Annotated in this window: 15 protein-coding genes and 2 pseudogenes; 7 read left to right on the top strand and 10 right to left on the bottom strand. The window is 71.9% G+C overall.

Annotation, left to right across the window (positions count from 1 at the left end):
* Nucleotides 1-75: 75 nt before the first annotated feature.
* The 5 genes and pseudogenes from ACQEV8_RS37520 to ACQEV8_RS37500 form a co-directional block, all read right to left on the bottom strand.
* Nucleotides 76-948 carry a glycosyltransferase family 2 protein gene (locus ACQEV8_RS37520; protein ID WP_432969810.1) on the bottom strand — a complete coding sequence of 291 codons (873 nt, stop codon included), beginning with the start codon at nt 946-948 and terminating at the stop codon, nt 76-78.
* Between the two features lie 5 nt (nt 949-953).
* Entirely contained in the window at nt 954-1,733 is a 780-nt protein-coding gene (locus ACQEV8_RS37515; RefSeq protein WP_432969807.1) for a CDP-alcohol phosphatidyltransferase family protein, read from the bottom strand.
* Nucleotides 1,711-2,772 carry an iron-containing alcohol dehydrogenase family protein gene (locus ACQEV8_RS37510; RefSeq protein WP_432969803.1) on the bottom strand — a complete coding sequence of 354 codons (1,062 nt, stop codon included), beginning with the start codon at nt 2,770-2,772 and terminating at the stop codon, nt 1,711-1,713. The genes ACQEV8_RS37515 and ACQEV8_RS37510 overlap by 23 nt, the downstream gene beginning before the upstream one ends.
* Nucleotides 2,760-3,512 (bottom strand): sugar phosphate nucleotidyltransferase, encoded by a 753-nt coding sequence (locus ACQEV8_RS37505; RefSeq protein WP_432969800.1) that lies wholly within the window; start codon nt 3,510-3,512, stop codon nt 2,760-2,762. Before ACQEV8_RS37505 ends, ACQEV8_RS37510 begins: the two co-directional genes overlap by 13 nt.
* Nucleotides 3,509-5,313 (bottom strand): annotated as a pseudogene (locus ACQEV8_RS37500) (DUF5941 domain-containing protein). The gene ACQEV8_RS37505 and the pseudogene ACQEV8_RS37500 overlap by 4 nt, the downstream one beginning before the upstream one ends.
* Before the next feature lie 278 nt (nt 5,314-5,591).
* On the opposite strand from ACQEV8_RS37500, the gene galE reads away from it, so the two are divergent.
* From galE to idi, 3 genes are all read left to right on the top strand, one after another.
* Nucleotides 5,592-6,563, top strand: a complete 972-nt coding sequence (galE, locus tag ACQEV8_RS37495) for a UDP-glucose 4-epimerase GalE (protein ID WP_432969797.1) — start codon at nt 5,592-5,594, stop codon at nt 6,561-6,563.
* Between the two features lie 156 nt (nt 6,564-6,719).
* Nucleotides 6,720-7,658, top strand: a complete 939-nt coding sequence (locus tag ACQEV8_RS37490; RefSeq protein WP_432969794.1) for a cation diffusion facilitator family transporter — start codon at nt 6,720-6,722, stop codon at nt 7,656-7,658.
* A gap of 335 nt (nt 7,659-7,993) precedes the next feature.
* Entirely contained in the window at nt 7,994-8,587 is a 594-nt protein-coding gene (gene idi / locus ACQEV8_RS37485) for an isopentenyl-diphosphate Delta-isomerase (RefSeq protein WP_215117303.1), read from the top strand.
* Nucleotides 8,588-8,632: 45 nt separating this feature from the next.
* On the opposite strand, the pseudogene ACQEV8_RS37480 reads toward idi, so the two are convergent.
* Nucleotides 8,633-9,132, bottom strand: a pseudogene (locus ACQEV8_RS37480) (ATP-binding protein).
* 218 nt (nt 9,133-9,350) lie between these two features.
* On the opposite strand from ACQEV8_RS37480, the gene ACQEV8_RS37475 reads away from it, so the two are divergent.
* Complete coding sequence (locus tag ACQEV8_RS37475; RefSeq protein WP_432969791.1) at nt 9,351-10,106, top strand: enoyl-CoA hydratase/isomerase family protein; 756 nt, start codon at nt 9,351-9,353, stop codon at nt 10,104-10,106.
* Here ACQEV8_RS37475 and ACQEV8_RS37470 read toward each other — a convergent pair.
* Nucleotides 10,093-10,728 (bottom strand): DJ-1/PfpI family protein, encoded by a 636-nt coding sequence (locus tag ACQEV8_RS37470; RefSeq protein WP_432969788.1) that lies wholly within the window; start codon nt 10,726-10,728, stop codon nt 10,093-10,095. The genes ACQEV8_RS37475 and ACQEV8_RS37470 overlap by 14 nt on opposite strands.
* A gap of 30 nt (nt 10,729-10,758) precedes the next feature.
* Nucleotides 10,759-11,721, bottom strand: coding sequence for a GlxA family transcriptional regulator (locus ACQEV8_RS37465; protein WP_432969785.1), 963 nt, complete (start codon nt 11,719-11,721; stop codon nt 10,759-10,761).
* A gap of 114 nt (nt 11,722-11,835) precedes the next feature.
* On the opposite strand from ACQEV8_RS37465, the gene ACQEV8_RS37460 reads away from it, so the two are divergent.
* From ACQEV8_RS37460 to ACQEV8_RS37450, 3 genes are all read left to right on the top strand, one after another.
* Complete coding sequence (locus tag ACQEV8_RS37460) at nt 11,836-12,705, top strand: SCO6745 family protein (protein WP_432969782.1); 870 nt, start codon at nt 11,836-11,838, stop codon at nt 12,703-12,705.
* A 127-nt stretch (nt 12,706-12,832) separates the two neighbouring features.
* Entirely contained in the window at nt 12,833-12,964 is a 132-nt protein-coding gene (locus ACQEV8_RS37455) for an LPFR motif small protein (protein ID WP_252100478.1), read from the top strand.
* Between the two features lie 106 nt (nt 12,965-13,070).
* The gene (locus tag ACQEV8_RS37450) at nt 13,071-15,482 is read left to right on the top strand and encodes a Tex family protein (RefSeq protein ID WP_432969779.1); all 2,412 of its coding nucleotides are present in this window, start codon (nt 13,071-13,073) and stop codon (nt 15,480-15,482) included.
* Between the two features lie 177 nt (nt 15,483-15,659).
* Here ACQEV8_RS37450 and ACQEV8_RS37445 read toward each other — a convergent pair whose 3' ends face one another.
* Together ACQEV8_RS37445 and ACQEV8_RS37440 are read right to left on the bottom strand one after the other, a co-directional pair.
* Entirely contained in the window at nt 15,660-17,300 is a 1,641-nt protein-coding gene (locus ACQEV8_RS37445) for an ABC-F family ATP-binding cassette domain-containing protein (protein ID WP_432969776.1), read from the bottom strand.
* Between the two features lie 25 nt (nt 17,301-17,325).
* On the bottom strand, nt 17,326-18,348 hold the full coding sequence (locus ACQEV8_RS37440) for an oxidoreductase (protein ID WP_432969773.1): 1,023 nt from the start codon (nt 18,346-18,348) through the stop codon (nt 17,326-17,328).
* Nucleotides 18,349-18,377 lie beyond the last annotated feature (29 nt).

Here is an 18,377-nt window from a genome sequence, read left to right as displayed (position 1 = left end):
TGGCCTGTGCGGGCCTGCATGAGCCGGGGGCCAGGGTACGGCCCGGGTGCTCCCGGATACCCGGATACGAGCTTGTCAGATGACGGGGGGCCGGCCCAGTCGGGTCAGCCGCCACACCGTACGCCACTTCATGGGCCGGCGGGGTCCGCACGGGGTCGACCAGCCTTCGCGGAATCCGCCGAACCAGGCCCGCAGGGCGGGGCGGGACGGGCGGCGCAGCAGGGTGAGCAGCAGCCACACGCCGAGGTAGACCGGGACGAGCGGTGCGGGGAGGTTCCTGCGGGCCAGCCAGACGCGGTTGCGGGCGACCATGCGGTGGTAGATCGCGTGCCGCGACGGAGCGGTCGTCGGGTGGTAGAGCACCATGTCGGACCGGTAGTCGATCATCCAGCCCGCGTCGAGGGCCCGCCATGCCAGGTCGGTTTCCTCGTGGGCGTAGAAGAACTCGTCCGGGAGTCCGCCGACGTCGGCGAAGACCCGGGTGCGGACGGCGTTGGCGCCGCCGAGGAACGTGGTGACGCGCGAGGAGCGCATCGGGTCGGCGGCGCGCAGCCGGGGCACGTGGCGGCGCTGGGTGACGCCGGTCTCCGGGTCGGCTATGCGGAAACTCACGATGCCGAGCTTCGGATCGGCCTCGAAGGCCTTCCGGCACAGCTCGGCGGTGTCGTGGCCCGCGAGGAGACCGTCGTCGTCGAGGAACAGCAGGATGTCGACGTCCCGGCCGGCGGGGCCGAAGGCCTCGACGCCCACGTTGCGGCCGCCGGGGATGCCGAGGTTCTCGGGCAGTTCGATCGTGCGGACGCCCTCGGGGACGTCGGGGACGGGCGAGCCGTTGCCGACGACGACCACCTCGACCGGGTCGCCGTCCTGCTTGGCGACGGAGTCGAGGAGGGCACGCAGCTCCTCGGGGCGGTTGCCCATGGTGATGATGACGGCGCCGACCCTCATGCCGCTCACTTCAGCCTGCTCGAGGCGAGGATCGACACGAGGTGCAGCAGGGTCTGCACCAGCGCGATGCCGGCCATGACCGCCACGCCGAGTCGCGAGAAGAAGAGGTCGCCGCGGGCCTGGTCGACGAACGCCAGCACCAGGATCACCAGGGACGCCTCGATGCCGAGGATCAGCCGGTGGAACTGGAGCGCGGCGGCGGCCTTGCGGGCCAGCGCCATGCCGGAGGAGCGCATCTCGGAGGCGGCTTCCTTGACCGGCGGCTTGCCGGACTGGTGCCGGGCGACGGCGACGAGGTCGGTCTCGGACTTGATGAGGATGGCGCCGAGCGCGGCCAGGGTGCCGAGGAAGGCCCACAGCCAGTCGATCCGGCCGCTGCCCCACAGGTCGGCGGCGCGCATGCCGAAGCCGACGAGCACCGCGGCGTCGGTGAGGTAGGCGCCCACCCGGTCGAGGTAGACGCCGTTGAGCGAGTACTGCTTCTTCCAGCGCGCGATCTCGCCGTCGACGCAGTCCAGCAGGAGATACATCTGGACCATGACGACACCGAGCACCGCGCCCGCGATCCCCGGCACCAGCAGGGCCGGGGCCGCGAGCACACCGAACACGGTCATCAGGTAGGTGAGCTGGTTGGGCGTGACCCTGGTGTTGACCAGGTAACGGTCGACCCGCAGGGACACCTCACGCATGTAGAGGCGTCCCATCCAGTGCTCACCGCTGCGCCGGTCCTTCACCCCCGCGGGGTGAACGACGGGGCGGAGTTCAGCTACCGATGGCCTTGACATAGTCGGCGTAGATGTCCTTGATCTGTTCGGTGTTCAGGTCGAGGTGTTCGAGGATGGTGTAGCGGCCGGGCCGGGTCTCCGGGGCGAATTCGACGGCCCTGACGAACTCGTCCGTCGTGAAGCCGATCTCGTCCGGCAGCACGGGCAGCCCGTGCCGGCGCAGCACCTCGGCCATGTAGGCCGACTCTTCGTGGGCTCCGCGCAGCCACATGGCGAAGGCCGCGCCCAGTCCGCACTGCTCGCCGTGGGCGGCGGCCCGCTTCGGGTAGAGCAGGTCGAAGGCGTGGTTGATCTCGTGGCACGCCCCGGAGGACGGCCGCGAGTCGCCCGACACCGACATGGCGATGCCGCTGAGGACCAGCGCCTCGGCGAGCACCTGGAGGAAGTCGTTGTCGCCGATGCCGCCCGGGTGCCGGAGCACGGCCTCGCCGGCCTGGCGGGCCATGGCCGCGGCGAGACCGTCGATCCGCTCGCCCTTGACGCGGTTGGCCAGCTCCCAGTCGGCGATCGCCGAGATGTTGGAGACGGCGTCACCGATGCCGGCGCGGACGAAACGGACCGGGGCCTCACGGATGACGTCCAGGTCGATGACGACCGCGATCGGGTTCGGCACGCCGTACGAGCCGCGGCCCGCGTCGTTGTCGAGGGTGGCGACCGGCGAGCACAGGCCGTCGTGCGCGAGGTTCGTCGGCACGGCGACCAGCGGCAGGCCGACGCGCGCCGCGGCGAACTTGGCGCAGTCGATGATCTTGCCACCGCCGAGCCCCACGACCGCGTCGTAGTGGCCGGCCTTTATGTCGCTCGCCAGCCGGACCGCGTCGTCGAGGGTGCCGCCGCCGACCTCGTACCAGGTGGCGCCGGGCATGCCGGGCGAGATCCGCTCGCGCAGCTTGGCGCCGGAGCCGCCGCTGACCGCGACGGCGAGGCGGCCGGAGTGCGAGATGCGCTCGTCGGCAAGGACGCACGCCAGGTCGTCGAGGGCACCCGGGCGGATGTCCACGACGAGCGGGGAGGGAATGAGCCGGGTCAGTACTGGCACGCGATCTCCCGTCCACGGGCGAGATCGTCGTGATTGTCGATCTCCACCCACTTGACGTCGCCGATCGGCGCCACGTCGATACGGAAGCCGCGGTTCACGAGCTCCTGGTAGCCGTGCTCGTAGAACTGCTGCGGGTCGGTCTCCCACACGGTCTTGAGCGCGTCGGCCAGCTCGGAGGCCGCTTCGCCCTCGATGAGGGTGACACCGATGTACTCGCCGGTCGCCTCGGCGGGGTCCATCAGCTTGGTGATCTTCGTCATGCCCTTCGCGGGGTCGACGACGACCTTCATCTCCTCGTCGGCCAGGTCCTTGACCGTGTCCAGGGCGAGGATGATCTTCTTGCCGTCGCCGCGGGCGGCGAGCAGCGTCTTCTCGACGGAGACCGGGTGGACGGTGTCGCCGTTGGCGAGGATCACCCCGTCCTTGAGGGCGTCACGCCCGCACCACAGGGAGTAGGCGTTGTTCCACTCCTCGGCCTTGTCGTTGTCGATGAGGGTGAGCTTGACGCCGTACTTCTGCTCCAGCGCCTCCTTGCGCGCGTACACGGCCTCCTTGCGGTAGCCGACGATGATGCCGACCTCGGTGAGGCCGACCTCGGCGAAGTTGGCGAGGGTCAGGTCGAGAACCGTGGGTTCGCCCTCTATGCCCGCAGGACCCACCGGCACCAGAGCCTTGGGAAGGCTGTCGGTGTAGGGGCGCAGACGCCGTCCGGCGCCGGCCGCCAGCACGAGGCCGATCATGCGGGTTCTCCTTCATCGTGTACGGCGGGCGCCCCTGCGGACACCCAGAAGCGGATGCTCTCCAGGAGCACCACCAGGGCCACGGCCACGGCAAGAGCCGTGAGCGCGACCGTGAACTGCGAGGCGGTGAGCAGCGCGGCGAGGACGGTGACGAGCAGCGTCCGTCCCTCGTGCCCCCGATGGAACGCACCAGCCAGGCCGGGGACGCTCCGGCGTTGCCGCGGATGCGGTACACCGTGTCGTAGTGATGGTAGGCGACCGCGGCCACCAGCCCGAAAGCCGCGGGAAGGGCTCCGTTCACGTCCGCCCTGGCCGCGAGGACGAGGACCGTGCCGTATTCCGCGGCGCGGAAGAGCGGCGGGACGAGCCAGTCGAGGGCGCCCTTGAGGGGGCGGGCGACGGCGAGGCCCGAGGTCAGGGCGTAGGCGACGGCGGCGACGATCGGCCAGGGTCCGCCGAAGCCGGTCAGGGCGGCCGTGAGGACGACGGCGAGGCCGCCGAGGAAGGCGATCACGGGGGCCGTGAAGCCCGGCAGCCCGCGGGCCGGCTTCTTGAGCGCCTTGGTGAGGCCCTGGGCGAGCGGCCCGCTGTCCGCGAGGTCGGCCAGCGCCTGCGCGGCCCGGTCGGTCCGGCGGGCCTTGCGGGTCAGGGAGCGCAGCACCCGCCCCGCCGTGGTGTAGGTCGCCGCGAAGGCGCAGCCGATGAGCAGCGCGTAGAAGGTGATGCGAGGAGTCGTGGCCGCCGTGAGGACCGCGATCATCGCCCAGCGCTCGCCGATGGGCAGGACGATCATCCGCCGCACCCAGACCGTCCAGCCGACACTGTCGAGCTTGCCCGAGAGGGCGGCGGTGGGGCTGGTGTTGGCGGTGGCGTCGTGGTTGGCCTCGTTGAAGGAGAAGTCCACGACGTGCCGGCAGGTCTGCAGGACCATGGCGCCCAGCGCGAGGGCCCAGACGTCGTCTCCGCCGCGGGCGGCTCCGAGGGCGAGACCGGCGTAGTAGGCGTACTCCTTGGCCCGGTCGAAGGTGGCGTCGAGCCACGCGCCGAGCGTGGAGTACTGGAGGGAGTAGCGGGCGATCTGGCCGTCGACGCAGTCCAGGACGAAGGACGCGATCAGCAGGACGCCGGCCGCCACGAAGCCGCCGCGGGTGCCGGTGGCCGCGCAGGCCGCCGCTATGAGTGCGGTGACGAGCGAGGCGGTGGTGACCTGGTTCGGGGTCAGGCCACGGCGGGCGCACCAGCGGGCGATGTAGCGGGAGTACGGGCTGACGCAGTAGGTGGTGAAGAAGCCGTCGCGGGACTTCACGGCCGACTTCAGGCGTACGGCCTCGCCGTCGACGGCAGTCAGGGCCTGTCGTGCCTCGTTGCGGGCCTGCGGGTCGGCGGGGACGGTGGCGACGAGGCTGCCCATCTCGGGGCGGTGCACCTCGGCGCCGTCGCTGTCCAGGGCGGTGAGGATGCGGTCGGCGAGGCTGTCGACCAGGGTGGTGCCGCCGCCCCCCGAGTTCTCGCGGGCCATCGCCCGGGTGAGGGCCTGGCGGCCGGCGGGCTGGGCGGTGACGGCGCCGGGGATCGCGGCGAGCGGGAAGCGGGGGTCGGTGAGGCCGAGCCGCAGCGCGTGCACATGCCCCACGAACCGGGCGTCGACCAGGGCGACCCGCTCCTCGCCCGGTACCGCGGCGAGCAGGGTCTCCGCCTCGGCGGTGTCGGCCGCGCTCCGCACGTCGAAACCGAGGGACCGCAGATCGGCCTCGATCGACGATCCGGGGACCGGCTGACCGGTGAGGATGGCGGTCGACAACCGAATTCACTCCCTGGTACCGACGCGTCCGCGCCAGTGCTGTGCTGGGTGGGGGCGCCCGCTCCGGTGGCTCCCGGGCGGCATGTCGGCAGAGGCTATCGGATACCGGGAAGGCCACGTTCACCGCCCGTTGGGCGGATCGATCAACGTGGTTCGCACAAGCCTTTGCCGCGATCATCATCGTGGATCCGGGGCCCGCCCCACAAACCGTGCCCCCCAGACCGGACATCGGGGACATTGCGCGGGGCCCGGTCGGGAGCGACATAGGGTGGGCGACCATGACTTGGCTGATCACAGGCGGTGCCGGCTACATCGGAGCACATGTGGCGCGGGCCATGACCGAGGCCGGGGAGGGCGTCCTCGCGCTGGACGACCTCTCGGCCGGGGTGCCCGCGCGGCTCCCCGACGACGTCCCGCTCGTGGAGGGGTCGTCGCTCGACGGTGAGCTGCTGAAACGGGTGTTCGCCGAGCACGGTGTGACGGGTGTGGTGCATCTCGCGGCGCGCAAGCAGGTCGCCGAGTCCGTCGCGCAGCCGACGCGGTACTACCGGGAGAACGTCGGGGGCCTGGCGACTCTGCTGGACGCGGCCGCCGGGGCCGGTGTCGAGCGCTTCGTGTTCTCCTCGTCGGCGGCCGTGTACGGCGACCCGGGTGTGGACCTCATCACGGAGGACACGCCCTGCGCGCCGGTGAACCCCTACGGCGAGACCAAACTCGCGGGTGAGTGGATGGTGCGGGCGGCGGGCCGGGCGCACGGGATCTCCACCGTATGTCTGCGCTATTTCAACGTGGCGGGCGCCGCCACGCCGGAGCTGGCCGACACGGGGGTCTTCAACATCATCCCGATGGTCTTCGACCGGCTGACGCGCGACGAGGCGCCGAGGATCTTCGGCGACGACTACCCGACCCCGGACGGCACCTGTGTCCGTGACTACATTCACGTCGCCGACCTGGCCGAGGCGCATCTCGCGGCGGCCCGGCGGCTCGCCGGCGGGGACGTCACGGGCGATCTGACGGTCAACATCGGCCGCGGCGAGGGTGTCTCGGTGCGCGAACTCATCACGGTCATCGGCGAGGTCACCGGCGACCGGCGGCCGCCGCTCGTCGAGGAGCGCCGCCCCGGGGACGCCCCGCGGGCGGTGGCCTCGGCCGCCCGGGCGGCCGGGGAACTCGGCTGGACCGCGCGGCGCGGGGTACGCGAGATGGCCGAGTCGGCGTGGCGCGGCTGGCTGCTCCACCACGGCTCCTGACCCGTTGAGAACGCCCTGACCTGCGCATCGTTTCCGCAGGTCAGGGCACATGACAACGGTGTTCAGTGCCGCGTTGCACATACCCCCTACCCGTAGTTCACTGGGGTGCCCGGGCACGAGCGGACAGACATCGGGCAGACACAGGAGGCGGCTTTCATGGGGGCTGGGCACGATCACGGGCACACGCACGGGGCACCGGCCGGAGGTACGGCGACCTCGGCGTACCGCGGCAGACTGCGGATCGCGCTGGCGATCACGCTCGGCATCGTGGTGGTCCAGATCGTCGGCGGGCTTCTCGCGGACTCGCTCGCGCTCGTCGCGGACTCGGCGCACATGGCGACGGACGCGCTGGGCCTGGGCATGGCGCTGCTCGCGATCCACTTCGCGAGCCGCCCGCCCAGCGACCGGGCCACGTTCGGCTACGCGCGCGCCGAGATCCTCGCCGCCCTGGCCAACTGCCTGCTGCTGCTCGGGGTCGGCGGGTACGTCGTGTACGAGTCGGTCCAGCGCTTCATCACACCGGCGGACACCGAGGGCGGGCTCACCGTCGTGTTCGGTGTGATCGGCCTGGTCGCGAACATGGTGTCGCTGGCTCTGCTGATGCGCGGCCAGAAGGAGAGCCTGAACGTGCGGGGCGCGTTCCTGGAGGTGGCGGCGGACGCGCTGGGCTCCGTCACGGTGATCGTCTCGGCCACGGTGATCATGCTCACCGGCTGGCAGGCCGCCGACCCGATCGCCTCGCTCGTCATCGCCCTGATGATCGCGCCACGTACCTGGAAGCTGCTGCGCGAGACGCTCGACGTCCTGCTGGAGGCGGCGCCCAAGGGTGTCGACATGGCGGAGGTACGGGCCCACATCCTGGCGACCGACGGAGTGGAGGACGTCCACGACCTGCATGCCTGGACGATCACCTCGGGCATGCCGGTGCTCTCGGCGCATGTGGTCGTCAGCTCGGAGGCGCTGAGCTCGATAGGCCACGAGAAGATGCTCCACGAGCTGCAGGGCTGCCTCGGTGACCACTTCGACGTGGAGCACTGCACCTTCCAGTTGGAGCCGACCGGGCACGCGGAGCACGAGCCGCACCTCTGCCACTGACACGGTGGCCGCTGAGCCGTGGCCGCTGAGCCAGGGCTGACGAGCGGTGGCTGATGAGGCGTCCGGGGCTGGTGGGGCGCATTCCGCTGTGAGTGCGCCGGGGGACGCAGCGCTACGGCGCACGCCCCACGCCCTGCCCCTCCCCGCACCGGCAAGGACGATTTTCGGCCCATCGCGCCGGGCACGATCTGCTCCTGGGTCCCTCTTCCGGCGTCGAGCGGCGCCGTCCGCGCTCCGCGCTGTCGCGCGGGGACATGCGGGCACGCCGCGAAGTGCCGGGAGTGCCGGATTCGTACGGCAGACTTGGGGCGCGAAGACCGATGTGAAGGATGGGTATGCCGATCACACCTGCCACCGCGACGCACAACCCGTCGAACGGCACCGCAGACGCGATTTTGCTGGAACTGGTCGACGAGGACGGCGTGACGATCGGCACCGCGGAGAAGCTCGCCGCCCACCAGCCACCCGGACAGCTGCACCGCGCGTTCTCCGTGTTCCTCTTCGACGAGTACGGCCGGCTGCTGCTCCAGCAGCGCGCTCTGGGCAAGTACCACTCCCCCGGTGTGTGGTCCAACACCTGCTGCGGCCACCCCTACCCCGGCGAGGCGCCCTTCGCGGCGGCGGCGCGCCGGACCTTCGAGGAACTCGGCGCCTCCCCGTCCCTGCTTGCCGAGGCGGGCACGGTCCGCTACAACCACCCGGACCCGGAGTCCGGTCTTGTGGAGCAGGAGTACAACCACCTCTTCGTCGGCATGGTGCAGGCCGTACTGCGGCCGGATCCGGAGGAGGTGGCGTCGACTGCGTTCGTGACCCCGCCCGAGCTGGCGGAGCGGCATGCCAAGGACACGTTCTCGTCCTGGTTCATGACCGTCCTGGACGCGGCCCGGCCGGCGGTCAGGGAGCTGACGGGAGAGTCGGCCGGCTGGTGACGAGGACGCTGTGACGAGGCCCCTGACGGCAGGACCGGACAGGCCTCAGGGGAAGCGTGCGGGCTTGAGCGGCAGGGCGGCCCAGATCACCTTGCCGCCGCTCGCGGTGTATTCGACGTCACACATGCCGCCCGCCTCCCGGGTGACCTCGCGCACCAGGAGCAGTCCGCGGCCGCCGGTCCGGCCGTGGTCGGCCTCCAGCGCGGTGGGCCGGTACGGGTGGTTGTCCTCCACGGCCACGCGCAGCCACTCCGCCCCGACGGCCAGTTCGACGGCGACAGTCGGCGACAGCACCGCCGCGTGCTTCACGGCGTTCGTCACCAGCTCCGAGACGATCAGCAGCAGCCCCTGGGCCAGGTCGTCCGAGACCGGCACACCCTGACGCAGCAGCAGGTCCCGTACGGCGTGCCGCGCCTGCGGGACCGAGGCGTCGACCGCCGGCGCGGTGAACCGCCAGACCCCCTCGTACGGCAGCGGATCCGCGGGCCCCGGGGCACCGCGCCGCCCTGTGGACGTGGGCCGGACCCACGCCCCTCGTCGTCCATCGTCCGGTCGCCACCCTCGCGCTCGATTGTCGCCACGTCTCGAGTGTTGGCAACGATGCGCTCCGCACCCCGGGGCTGAACAGAAGTCAGCAAGTATCGAGCACTTCTGACCGTTGGCGTATGACACGGTCAGTTGTGGGACTGGTCCTGTCCCTGTTGTGCCGTCTCGGCGAACTATTCGGGTTGTACGGGTTTGCCTTGGGGATAGCATCCGGCGCATGGAGCCGCAGCTGCTGAACAGCGTGACCGACTCGGTCGCCACCGTCGTCATCCGTCATCCTCGGAAGCGCAACGCCATGACGGCCGCGATGTGGCGCTCGCTGCCGCCGCTGTTGGAGGGGCTGGCCGGCGATCCGGCCGTCCGGGCGCTGGTGCTCACCGGCGAGGGCGGGACGTTCTGCGCCGGGGCCGACATCTCGACGCTCCAGGCCTCGCCGGAGGAGGCACCGGGTCTCGCCGTGCGGGCCGAGGAGGCGCTCGCCGCGTTTCCGAAGCCGACGCTGGCCGCGGTGCGCGGGCACTGTGTGGGCGGCGGGGCACAGCTGGCGGCGGCCTGTGACCTGCGGTTCGCCGAGGAGGGGGCACTGTTCGGCGTGACCCCCGCGAAGCTCGGCATCGTGTACCCGGCGTCCTCGACCCGGCGGCTGGTGTCCCTGGTGGGTCCGGCCACCGCCAAGTACCTGCTGTTCTCCGGTGAGCTGATCGACACGGAGCGGGCACTGCGCGCCGGTCTGGCCGACGAGGTACTGCCCGAGGGTGAACTCGGCAAGCGGGTCGCCGAGTTCACCCGGATCCTGGTGTCCCGTTCGCAGCTGACGCAGGCGGCGGCGAAGGAGTTCGCGAACGGCGGCACGGACCGCGACGCGCACTGGGCCGGGCAGGCACGCTCGAGCGGCGACACCGCGGAGGGCGTCGCCGCGTTCCTTGAGCGCAGGCAGCCGCGATTCGGCTGGAGTGTGTCTACGTCAGGATGACGTCGGCGTGCGACCGGAGCAGTTCGACGAGGTGCGCGGGGGCCTTCTCGGGCGATCCGGCGTCGTAGGGAGGCTGCGGATCGTACTCGGTGACGAGCTGGACCAGCTGGGCGTGTTCGTCGCCCGCGATCCGGCCGAGCAGGGTCAGTCCCATGTCGATGCCGGAGGAGACGCCGGCCGCGGTGACGTACTTGCCGTCGGTGACGACCCGCTCCCCCGTGGGCTCGGCGCCGAAGCGCTTCAGCTCCTCAAGGGTCAGCCAGTGGGAGGTCGCGCGGCGGCCCCGGAGGAGTCCGGCGGCGGCCAGCAGCAGCGAGCCGGTGCACACGGACGTCGTCCAGGTGCTGCCGGTGTCGGCCGCGCGCAGCCAGTCCAGGAGCGGCTCGTGCGCCATCAGCGCCTCCTGACCCGGGCCACCGGGCACGACGACGATGTCCGGGTTCGGCACGTCGGCCAGGGCCCGGTCGGCGACCACGGCGAGGTTCCCCGTGTCGTTCCGTACGGGGCCGGTCCGCTCGGCGACGAAGACCGTCTCGGCGTCCGGGAGGCGGCCGAGGGTTTCGTAGGGGCCGACGGCGTCGAGGGCGGTGAAGCGGTCGTAGAGCACGATGGCGATCTGCATGGGGTGGTCCCTTCTGGTCGGGTGAGGAGCTCAGGGCGTGGTCGCCGCGGGGCGGAAGCGGCGGCGGTACTCGGCCGGGGGCGTCCCGAGGGCTTTGACGAAGGCCCGGCGCATGGCCTCGGGGGTGCCGTAGCCGCTGGTGCGGGAGATCTCCTCGATGCCGTCGGTGGTGTCCTCCAGGAGACGGCGGGCGTGTTCGAGCCGGACGCGGTCCACGTACCGCCCGGGCGTCATACCGGTCTCGGCCCGGAAGGCGCGGGCGAAGTGGCGGGGTGACAGTCGGGCGCGGGCGGCGAGCGCCTCCACGCAGAGGTCGGCATCCGGGCTTTCGGTGATGAACCGCTGGACGTCCCGGAGGGGCTCGCGGTGCGCGGTCTGCGCTTCCAGCTGGGCGCTGAACTGGGCCTGGTTCCCGGGACGGCGCAGGAAGACCACCAGGTGGCGGGCGATGGCCAGGGCGATGTCCCGGCCCAGGTCCTCCTCGACCAGGGCCAGGGCGAGGTCGATACCGGCGGTGACACCGGCCGAGGTGGCGATGTGCCCGTCGCGTACGTAGACGGGGTCGGGGTCGATCTCGACGGCCGGGTGGTCGCGGGCCAGCCGGTCGCAGTACGCCCAGTGCGTCGTGGCGCGGCGGCCGTCCAGGAGCCCGGCCGCGGCGAGCACCGCAGCGCCGGTGCACACGGAGACCAGGCGCACGGCACGCGGCCCGTGCTCGCGCACCCACCCGACCAGGCGCGGGTCGGGGTCCAGGGAACCCGGACCGCCGGGGACGAGCAGGGTGTGCGGGTCGGCCGCGTCGTCCAGGGACCCGTCGGGCACGACGGTCAGGCCGCTGGTGGTCCGCACGGGCGCGCCGTCCGGGGAGGCCGTGCGGATCCGGTATGTCCCCGGGGAGAGCAGCTCCGCGCCCGCGAAGACCTCCACGGGCCCCGTGACGTCGAGACTCTGCACGCCGTCGAAGAGGACGGCGAGAACGGTGCGCTGGGCCATGCCCTTGATTCTTCGCGGGCCCGGAGTGCGGCCGCAATGACGAATTTCCCACCTTTTCTGCCATGGGATGTGCGGCTCCGGAGGGCATACCAAGCGGTTGGTAACCTGCCGGGCATGACTACTGCCGCCTTTGAGCCGCTCGCCGGCCGACGCTGCCAGAACGTGCTCAACTCCCTGCACGCGACGCACTACTTCTCGCCGGATCTGGGACGGGAAGTGGGTGCTGCCGGGATCACCCATCCCCACGCCGTGAACTTCGCCGTGCGGGCCGCCGCGTTCGGACCGGTGGGGCCCGGTGCGGTGGCGGCGGCCTTCTACAACTACAAGTACGAGCTGGTGGCCCGGCATGTGCCGGCGGTGTGGGAGAGCGCCACGCCCGGCCAGGTGCTGGCGGCACGCGCGCGTGCGGTCGACGCGACCCTGCGGCGCCTGCTGGGCGAAGAGGCCCTGGCGTCGGCGGAGATGGCCGAGGCCGCGCGGCTCGCGCTGCGCGCCACCGAGGCCTGTTCGCGCGGCGCGAGGCCGCTGTACGCAGCCCACGCCGATCTGCCCGTCCCCGAGGAGCCGCATCTCGCGTACTGGCACGCGGCGACCCTGCTGCGCGAGCACCGGGGCGACGGGCACCTGGCCGCCCTGATGTCCGCCGGGCTGGACGGCCTCGAGGCGATGGTGACCCACACGGCGACGGGCAAGGGCATGGCGCCGAAGTGGGTGTTCACCACCCGGGGCTGGAGCCAGGAGGACTGGGACGCGGCGACGGACCGGCTGCGTGAGCGCGGGCTGCTGGACACGACCGGCGAGCTCTCCGAGCGGGGGGTCGCCCTGCGCGAGGAGATCGAGCGGGAGACGGACCGGCTCGACCGGGCGCCGTACGAGCACCTGGGCCCGGAGGGCGTGGCCCGGCTGACCGAGCTGGGCGCCGGTTTCGCGCAGGCCGCGTTCGTGGCCGGGGCCTTTCCGGCGGATCTGATCGGCAAGGGCTGAGGGCTCGGTCGCACCGGCTGTGGACCACTCCCGAGCACGCGTGTTCGGTCGTGACGCATGGTGAAGCGTGAGTGAGGTACCCGCTCCTAACCGGCCAGTGCGGTCGGGAGAGGAAAGGGGAATGAACGTGTTCCGTGCTATCGCAGACGTGCTGCGCCAGATCGGCGGCGCCATCGCCACCGTCGTAACGCTGCCCTTCCGGGCCCTGGCCCGGCTCTTCGGCGGGGCCTCGTCCTCCACCCGCAGCCGCAGGGCCTGACCGGGGGCCGCCGGCGACCTGCCGGGGGTCACGCCCTGGACCCCGAGTGTCGGTGTCACCTGCCACAATTGCCGCGCAACCTCAGTGGAGAAGGCGGTACGGGATCGTGACGACACCCGGGTCCAACGGGTCCATCAACGCAGGGACCATCGAAGGCAGGATCGCCGAGGAGCTCGGCGTACGGGAGCGGCAGGTCAGGGCCGCCGTGGAACTGCTCGACGGCGGTTCCACGGTGCCCTTCATCGCTCGCTACCGCAAGGAAGCGACCGAGATGCTCGACGACGCGCAGCTGCGCACGCTCGAGGAGCGGCTGCGCTATCTGCGGGAGCTGGAGGAGCGGCGGGCGGCGATCCTGGAGTCGGTGCGCGAGCAGGGCAAGCTCACCGAGGAGCTGGAGGCACGGATCCGGGGCGCCGAGACGAAGGCGCGCCTGGAGGACATCTACCTCCCGTACAAGCCCAAGCGGCGCACCAAGGCGCAGATCGCCCGCGAGGCGGGGCTCGAGCCGCTGGCGGAGGGGCTGCTCGGCGATCCGGGCGTCGAGCCCCTCGCCGCGGCCGCCGCGTTCGTCGACGCCGACAAGGGCGTGGCCGATCCGCAGGCCGCCCTCGACGGCGCCCGGGCGATCCTCACCGAGCGGTTCTCGGAGGACGCCGACCTGATCGGCGAGCTGCGCGAGCGCATGTGGGTACGCGGACGGCTGGCCGCCAAGGTGCGGGACGGCAAGGAGGAGGCGGGGGCGAAGTTCGCCGACTACTTCGACTTCGCCGAGCCGTTCACCGAGCTGCCCTCGCACCGCGTGCTGGCCATGCTGCGCGGCGAGAAGGAGGACATCCTCGAACTGGCCCTGGAGCCCGAGGAGGCCACGGACGGCCCGTCGTCCTACGAGGGGATCGTCGCGAACCGGTTCGGGATCGCCGACCGGGGCCGGCCCGGGGACAAGTGGCTCAAGGACACCGTCCGTTGGGCATGGCGCACGCGCATCCTCGTGCACCTCGGCATCGACCTGCGGCTGCGGCTGCGCACGGCCGCCGAGGACGAGGCGGTGCGGGTCTTCGCGGCGAACCTGCGCGACCTGCTGCTCGCGGCCCCGGCGGGTACGCGCGCGACGCTCGGCCTGGACCCCGGCTTCCGTACGGGTGTGAAGGTCGCCGTGGTGGACGCCACCGGCAAGGTCGTCGCCACGGACGTCATCCACCCGCACGTCCCGGCCAACCGCTGGGACGAGGCCGTCGCCAAGCTGGCCCGGCTCGCCAAGGAGCACGCGGTCGAGCTGGTCGCCATCGGCAACGGCACGGCGTCCCGCGAGACCGACAAGCTCGCCGGGGAGCTGATCACCAAGCACCCGGAGCTGAAGCTCACGAAGGTGATGGTGTCCGAGGCCGGCGCGTCCGTGTACTCGGCGTCCGCGTTCGCCTCGCAGGAGCTGCCCGACATGGACGTGTCGCTGCGCGGTGCCGTGTCGATCGCGCGCCGGCTGCAGGACCCGCTGGCCGAGCTGGTGAAGATCGACCCGAAGTCGATCGGCGTCGGCCAGTACCAGCACGACCTGTCCGAGCTGAAACTGTCGCGTTCGCTGGACGCGGTGGTGGAGGACTGTGTGAACGGCGTGGGCGTGGACGTCAACACGGCGTCGGCCCCGCTGCTCGCCCGGGTCTCCGGCATCACCTCCGGGCTCGCGGAGAACATCGTGGCGCACCGGGACACCAACGGGCCGTTCACGTCCCGGGGCGGGCTGAAGAAGGTGGCGCGGCTCGGTCCCAAGGCGTACGAGCAGTGTGCGGGCTTCCTTCGGATCCGCGGCGGTGACGACCCGCTGGACGCCTCCAGCGTGCACCCGGAGGCTTACCCGGTCGTGCGGCGCATGGTGAAGACCAGTGGCCAGGAGGTCGGCGCGCTCATCGGCAACACCGGTGCGCTGCGCTCGCTGAAGCCGCAGGACTTCGTGGACGAGACGTTCGGTCTGCCGACCGTCACCGACATCCTGAAGGAGCTGGAGAAGCCGGGCCGCGACCCGCGGCCGGGCTTCAAGACGGCCTCCTTCCAGGAGGGCGTGGAGAAGATCTCCGACCTGGCGGCCGGGATGGTCCTGGAGGGCGTCGTGACGAACGTCGCCGCGTTCGGGGCGTTCGTCGACGTCGGTGTGCACCAGGACGGTCTGGTGCACGTCTCCGCGATGTCGAAGACGTTCGTCAAGGATCCGCGGGACGTGGTGAAGCCCGGGGACATCGTCAAGGTGAAGGTCCTCGACGTCGACATCCCGCGCAAGCGGATCTCGCTGACGCTGCGTCTGGACGACGAGGCGGCGGCCTCGCAGGGCCAGGGCGGCGGTTCCGGTGAGCGCGGTGAGCGCCGGCAGCGGGGTGGGCGTCCGCCGCAGCAGCGGCAGGGCGGCCGTGGCGGCGGCGGTGGTGGCCGTGGCGGCGGTTCGCGTCAGGCACCCCCGCCCGCCAACAGCGCGATGGCCGACGCGTTGCGCCGCGCGGGGCTGACTGATCCCAAGGGCGGCAAGCGCTGACCGCTCCGTCGGAGAGGCCGTGGGGAGCTGCGGGCCCGTTGTGGCTGGCCGCGCAGTTCCCCGCGCCTCTGGAAAGGGCGCTGCGCGCCGCTTTCCGCGGCTCCATCGGGCGTCCGGCGAGCGGGAGTTCCTGCTGGCCGGCGACCTGGAGTTCGACGTCACTCGCCTGACGACCCGTCAGCGTTCGGTCACCTTGCCGTCCGCCACCTCCAGGCGGCGCGTCACATGGACGGCGTCCAGCATGCGGCGGTCGTGTGTGACCAGCAGGAGGGTGCCCTCGTAGGCGTCGAGGGCCGACTCCAGCTGCTCGATGGCGGGCAGGTCGAGATGGTTGGTCGGCTCGTCGAGGACCAGGAGGTTGACGCCCCGGCCCTGGAGCAGGGCCAGGGCGGCTCTCGTGCGCTCGCCCGGGGAGAGGGTCGCCGCGGGGCGCAGCACGTGTTCCGACTTGAGGCCGAACTTGGCCAGGAGGGTGCGGACCTCGACCGGTTCGGTGTCCGGGACGGCTGCGCGGAAGGCTTCGAGCAGGGCCTCCTGGCCGTGGAACAGCTTGCGGGCCTGGTCGACCTCGCCCAGCAGGACACCGGAGCCGAGCGCGGCGTGCCCGGCGTCGAGCGGGAGACGGCCGAGCAGGGCGGCGAGCAGCGTTGACTTGCCTGCGCCGTTCGCGCCGGTCACCGCCACCCGGTCCGCCCAGTCGATCTGGAGGGACACCGGGCCGAGGACGAAGCCGCCCCGGCGCACCTCGGCGTCCCGCAGGGTCGCGACGACGGCGCCCGAGCGCGGGGCCGACGCGATCTCCATGCGCAGTTCCCACTCCTTGCGCGGCTCCTCGACGACGTCAAGACGCTCGATCATGCGCTGGGTCTGCCGGGCCTTCGCGGCCTGCTTCTCGCTGGCCTCGCTGCGGAACTTGCGGCCGATCTTGTCGTTGTCGTTGCCCGCCTTGCGGCGCGCGTTCTTCACGCCCTTGTCCATCCAGGACCGCTGCGTCTGGGCCCGGTCCTGGAGGGCCGCCTTCTTGTCGGCGTACTCCTCGTACTCGTCGCGGGCGTGCCGGCGGGCGACGTCCCGTTCCTCCAGGTAGGCCTCGTAGCCACCGCCGAAGAGGTTGATCTGCCGCTGTGCCAGGTCGAGTTCGAGGACCTTGGTGACGGTGCGGGTGAGGAACTCGCGGTCGTGGCTGACGACCACCGTGCCGGCGCGCAGGCCGCTCACGAAGCGCTCCAGGCGCTCCAGGCCGTCCAGGTCGAGGTCGTTGGTCGGCTCGTCGAGGAGGAAGACGTCGTAGCGGGAGAGCAGCAGGGAGGCGAGGCCGGCGCGGGCGGCCTGGCCGCCGGACAGGGACGTCATCGGCTGGTCCAGGTCGACCGCGAGGCCGAGGGTGTCGGCGACCTCCTCGGCGCGTTCGTCGAGGTCGGCGCCGCCGAGGCCGAGCCAGCGCTCCAGGCTGGTGGCGTAGGCGTCGTCGGCGCCCGGGGCGCCGTCAACCAGGGCCTGGGTCGCCTCGTCCATGGTTCGCTGGGCCTCGGCGACGCCGGTGCGGCGGGCCAGGAACGCCCGGACGGTCTCGCCGGGCCGGCGCTCCGGTTCCTGCGGGAGGTGTCCGACGGTGGCGGTCGGCGGGGACAGGCGCAGTTCACCCTGCTCGGGTGCGATGAGTCCGGCGAGCATCCTGAGCAGGGTGGACTTGCCGGCGCCGTTGGCTCCGACCAGGCCGATCACATCGCCGGGCGCGACGACGAGGTCGAGCCCGGTGAACAGGGAGCGGTCGCCGTGGCCGGCGGCGAGGTTCTTGGCGACGAGGGTGGCAGTCATCAGGTCGCCGATTTTAATGGGCCGCTCAGCGGGTCACCGCCGTCGCCAGGACACTTCCGGAGGTGCGCGCCACGACGTAGGACCGCCCCTTCACCGCCCCGGCGTCGAGAGCGATGCGGTGGCGGCCGGGTTCGAGGACGCCGTCGAAGATCTCGTGGGTGTGGGTGCGGGAGAGCCGGTCGAGGCGGTACGCGGTGAGGGCGACCCGGCAGGCGGAGGTGACCTCGATGTCCGCCGCGTTGCCGGCTGCGGTCAGGCCGGTGAGGCGGCGCTGTACCACCGTGCCCCGGTCCAGGGCGTGTTCGATCTGGGCCACGAGGAGGGGGACGATCGGGGCCAGACCGTCGACGTAGGCGACGGGGACCTCGGCCTCCTCGAAGGCGCGGCGGACGGCGGCACGGTCCCGCTCGCCGGTCGCGCGGCCGAAGGCGACGGCGCCGTAGGCGCGCAGTTCGTCGGCGGGCACCCCGTCGGCGTCGTGGGCGATGTCGGCGCCGACGCCGATGGTGCGTAACGCCGCGGCGAGCTTGGCCAGGACGGCGACGCGGGCGCCGATCAGCAGGACGCGGCGCCGGGTGTCCGGGGCGGAGCCGTTCAGCAGGGCGCTCAGGGCCGCCCGGTACTCGGCGCCGTGGAAGCGGAACGGGCCGATGCCGTGGTAGCCGTTGAGGTCGAGGTCGGCTTGTTCGTCGGTCTGCCAGGCGAAGTCCCGCCAGATGAAGTCCTCGCCGTCCCGCCGGATGACCGCGGTGACGGCTCCGCAGGCCAGATCCTCGCACTCGGGGCAGCCGTAGACGACGTAGCGGCCGCCGGGCAGGGGTGCCGGGCTTTCCAGGAGCAGGCTGCGGACCTGTGCGGTGAAGATGGCGGGTGGGACGTCGGAGGCGAGCGGGGAGACCGCGTCGAGGTCGGAGAGCCGGAACAGCAGCGGGCGTCCGTCGACGATGAAGTCCACGAAGTCCCGGTGGACCTGGTAACCACCGTCGTGGAGAACTCCGCCGGCCCGCATCGCGGGAGCCAGGCCGAAGGTCGCGTATTCGGCACACATGCTGTGAGTATCCCCATACTGCGCGTGAT

This window comes from Streptomyces sp. CA-179760 (assembly GCF_050937045.1).
Taxonomy (GTDB): Bacteria; Actinomycetota; Actinomycetes; order Streptomycetales; family Streptomycetaceae; genus Streptomyces.
Note: the sequence above shows the minus strand (reverse complement) of the source record. Positions and strands in the feature narration are given on the sequence as shown.

Bases quoted from the DNA above. Each gene is read 5' to 3' on its own strand.
- ACQEV8_RS37520 (WP_432969810.1), bottom strand. From the start codon at position 948: ATGAGGGTCGGCGCCGTCATCATCACCATGGGCAACCGCCCCGAGGAG.
- ACQEV8_RS37515 (WP_432969807.1), bottom strand. From the start codon at position 1,733: ATGTCAAGGCCATCGGTAGCTGAACTCCGCCCCGTCGTTCACCCCGCG.
- ACQEV8_RS37505 (WP_432969800.1), bottom strand. From the start codon at position 3,512: ATGATCGGCCTCGTGCTGGCGGCCGGCGCCGGACGGCGTCTGCGCCCC.
- galE (WP_432969797.1), top strand. From the start codon at position 5,592: ATGACTTGGCTGATCACAGGCGGTGCCGGCTACATCGGAGCACATGTG.
- ACQEV8_RS37490 (WP_432969794.1), top strand. From the start codon at position 6,720: ATGGGGGCTGGGCACGATCACGGGCACACGCACGGGGCACCGGCCGGA.
- idi (WP_215117303.1), top strand. From the start codon at position 7,994: ATGCCGATCACACCTGCCACCGCGACGCACAACCCGTCGAACGGCACC.
- ACQEV8_RS37475 (WP_432969791.1), top strand. From the start codon at position 9,351: ATGGAGCCGCAGCTGCTGAACAGCGTGACCGACTCGGTCGCCACCGTC.
- ACQEV8_RS37470 (WP_432969788.1), bottom strand. From the start codon at position 10,728: ATGCAGATCGCCATCGTGCTCTACGACCGCTTCACCGCCCTCGACGCC.
- ACQEV8_RS37465 (WP_432969785.1), bottom strand. From the start codon at position 11,721: ATGGCCCAGCGCACCGTTCTCGCCGTCCTCTTCGACGGCGTGCAGAGT.
- ACQEV8_RS37460 (WP_432969782.1), top strand. From the start codon at position 11,836: ATGACTACTGCCGCCTTTGAGCCGCTCGCCGGCCGACGCTGCCAGAAC.
- ACQEV8_RS37445 (WP_432969776.1), bottom strand. From the start codon at position 17,300: ATGACTGCCACCCTCGTCGCCAAGAACCTCGCCGCCGGCCACGGCGAC.
- ACQEV8_RS37440 (WP_432969773.1), bottom strand. From the start codon at position 18,348: ATGTGTGCCGAATACGCGACCTTCGGCCTGGCTCCCGCGATGCGGGCC.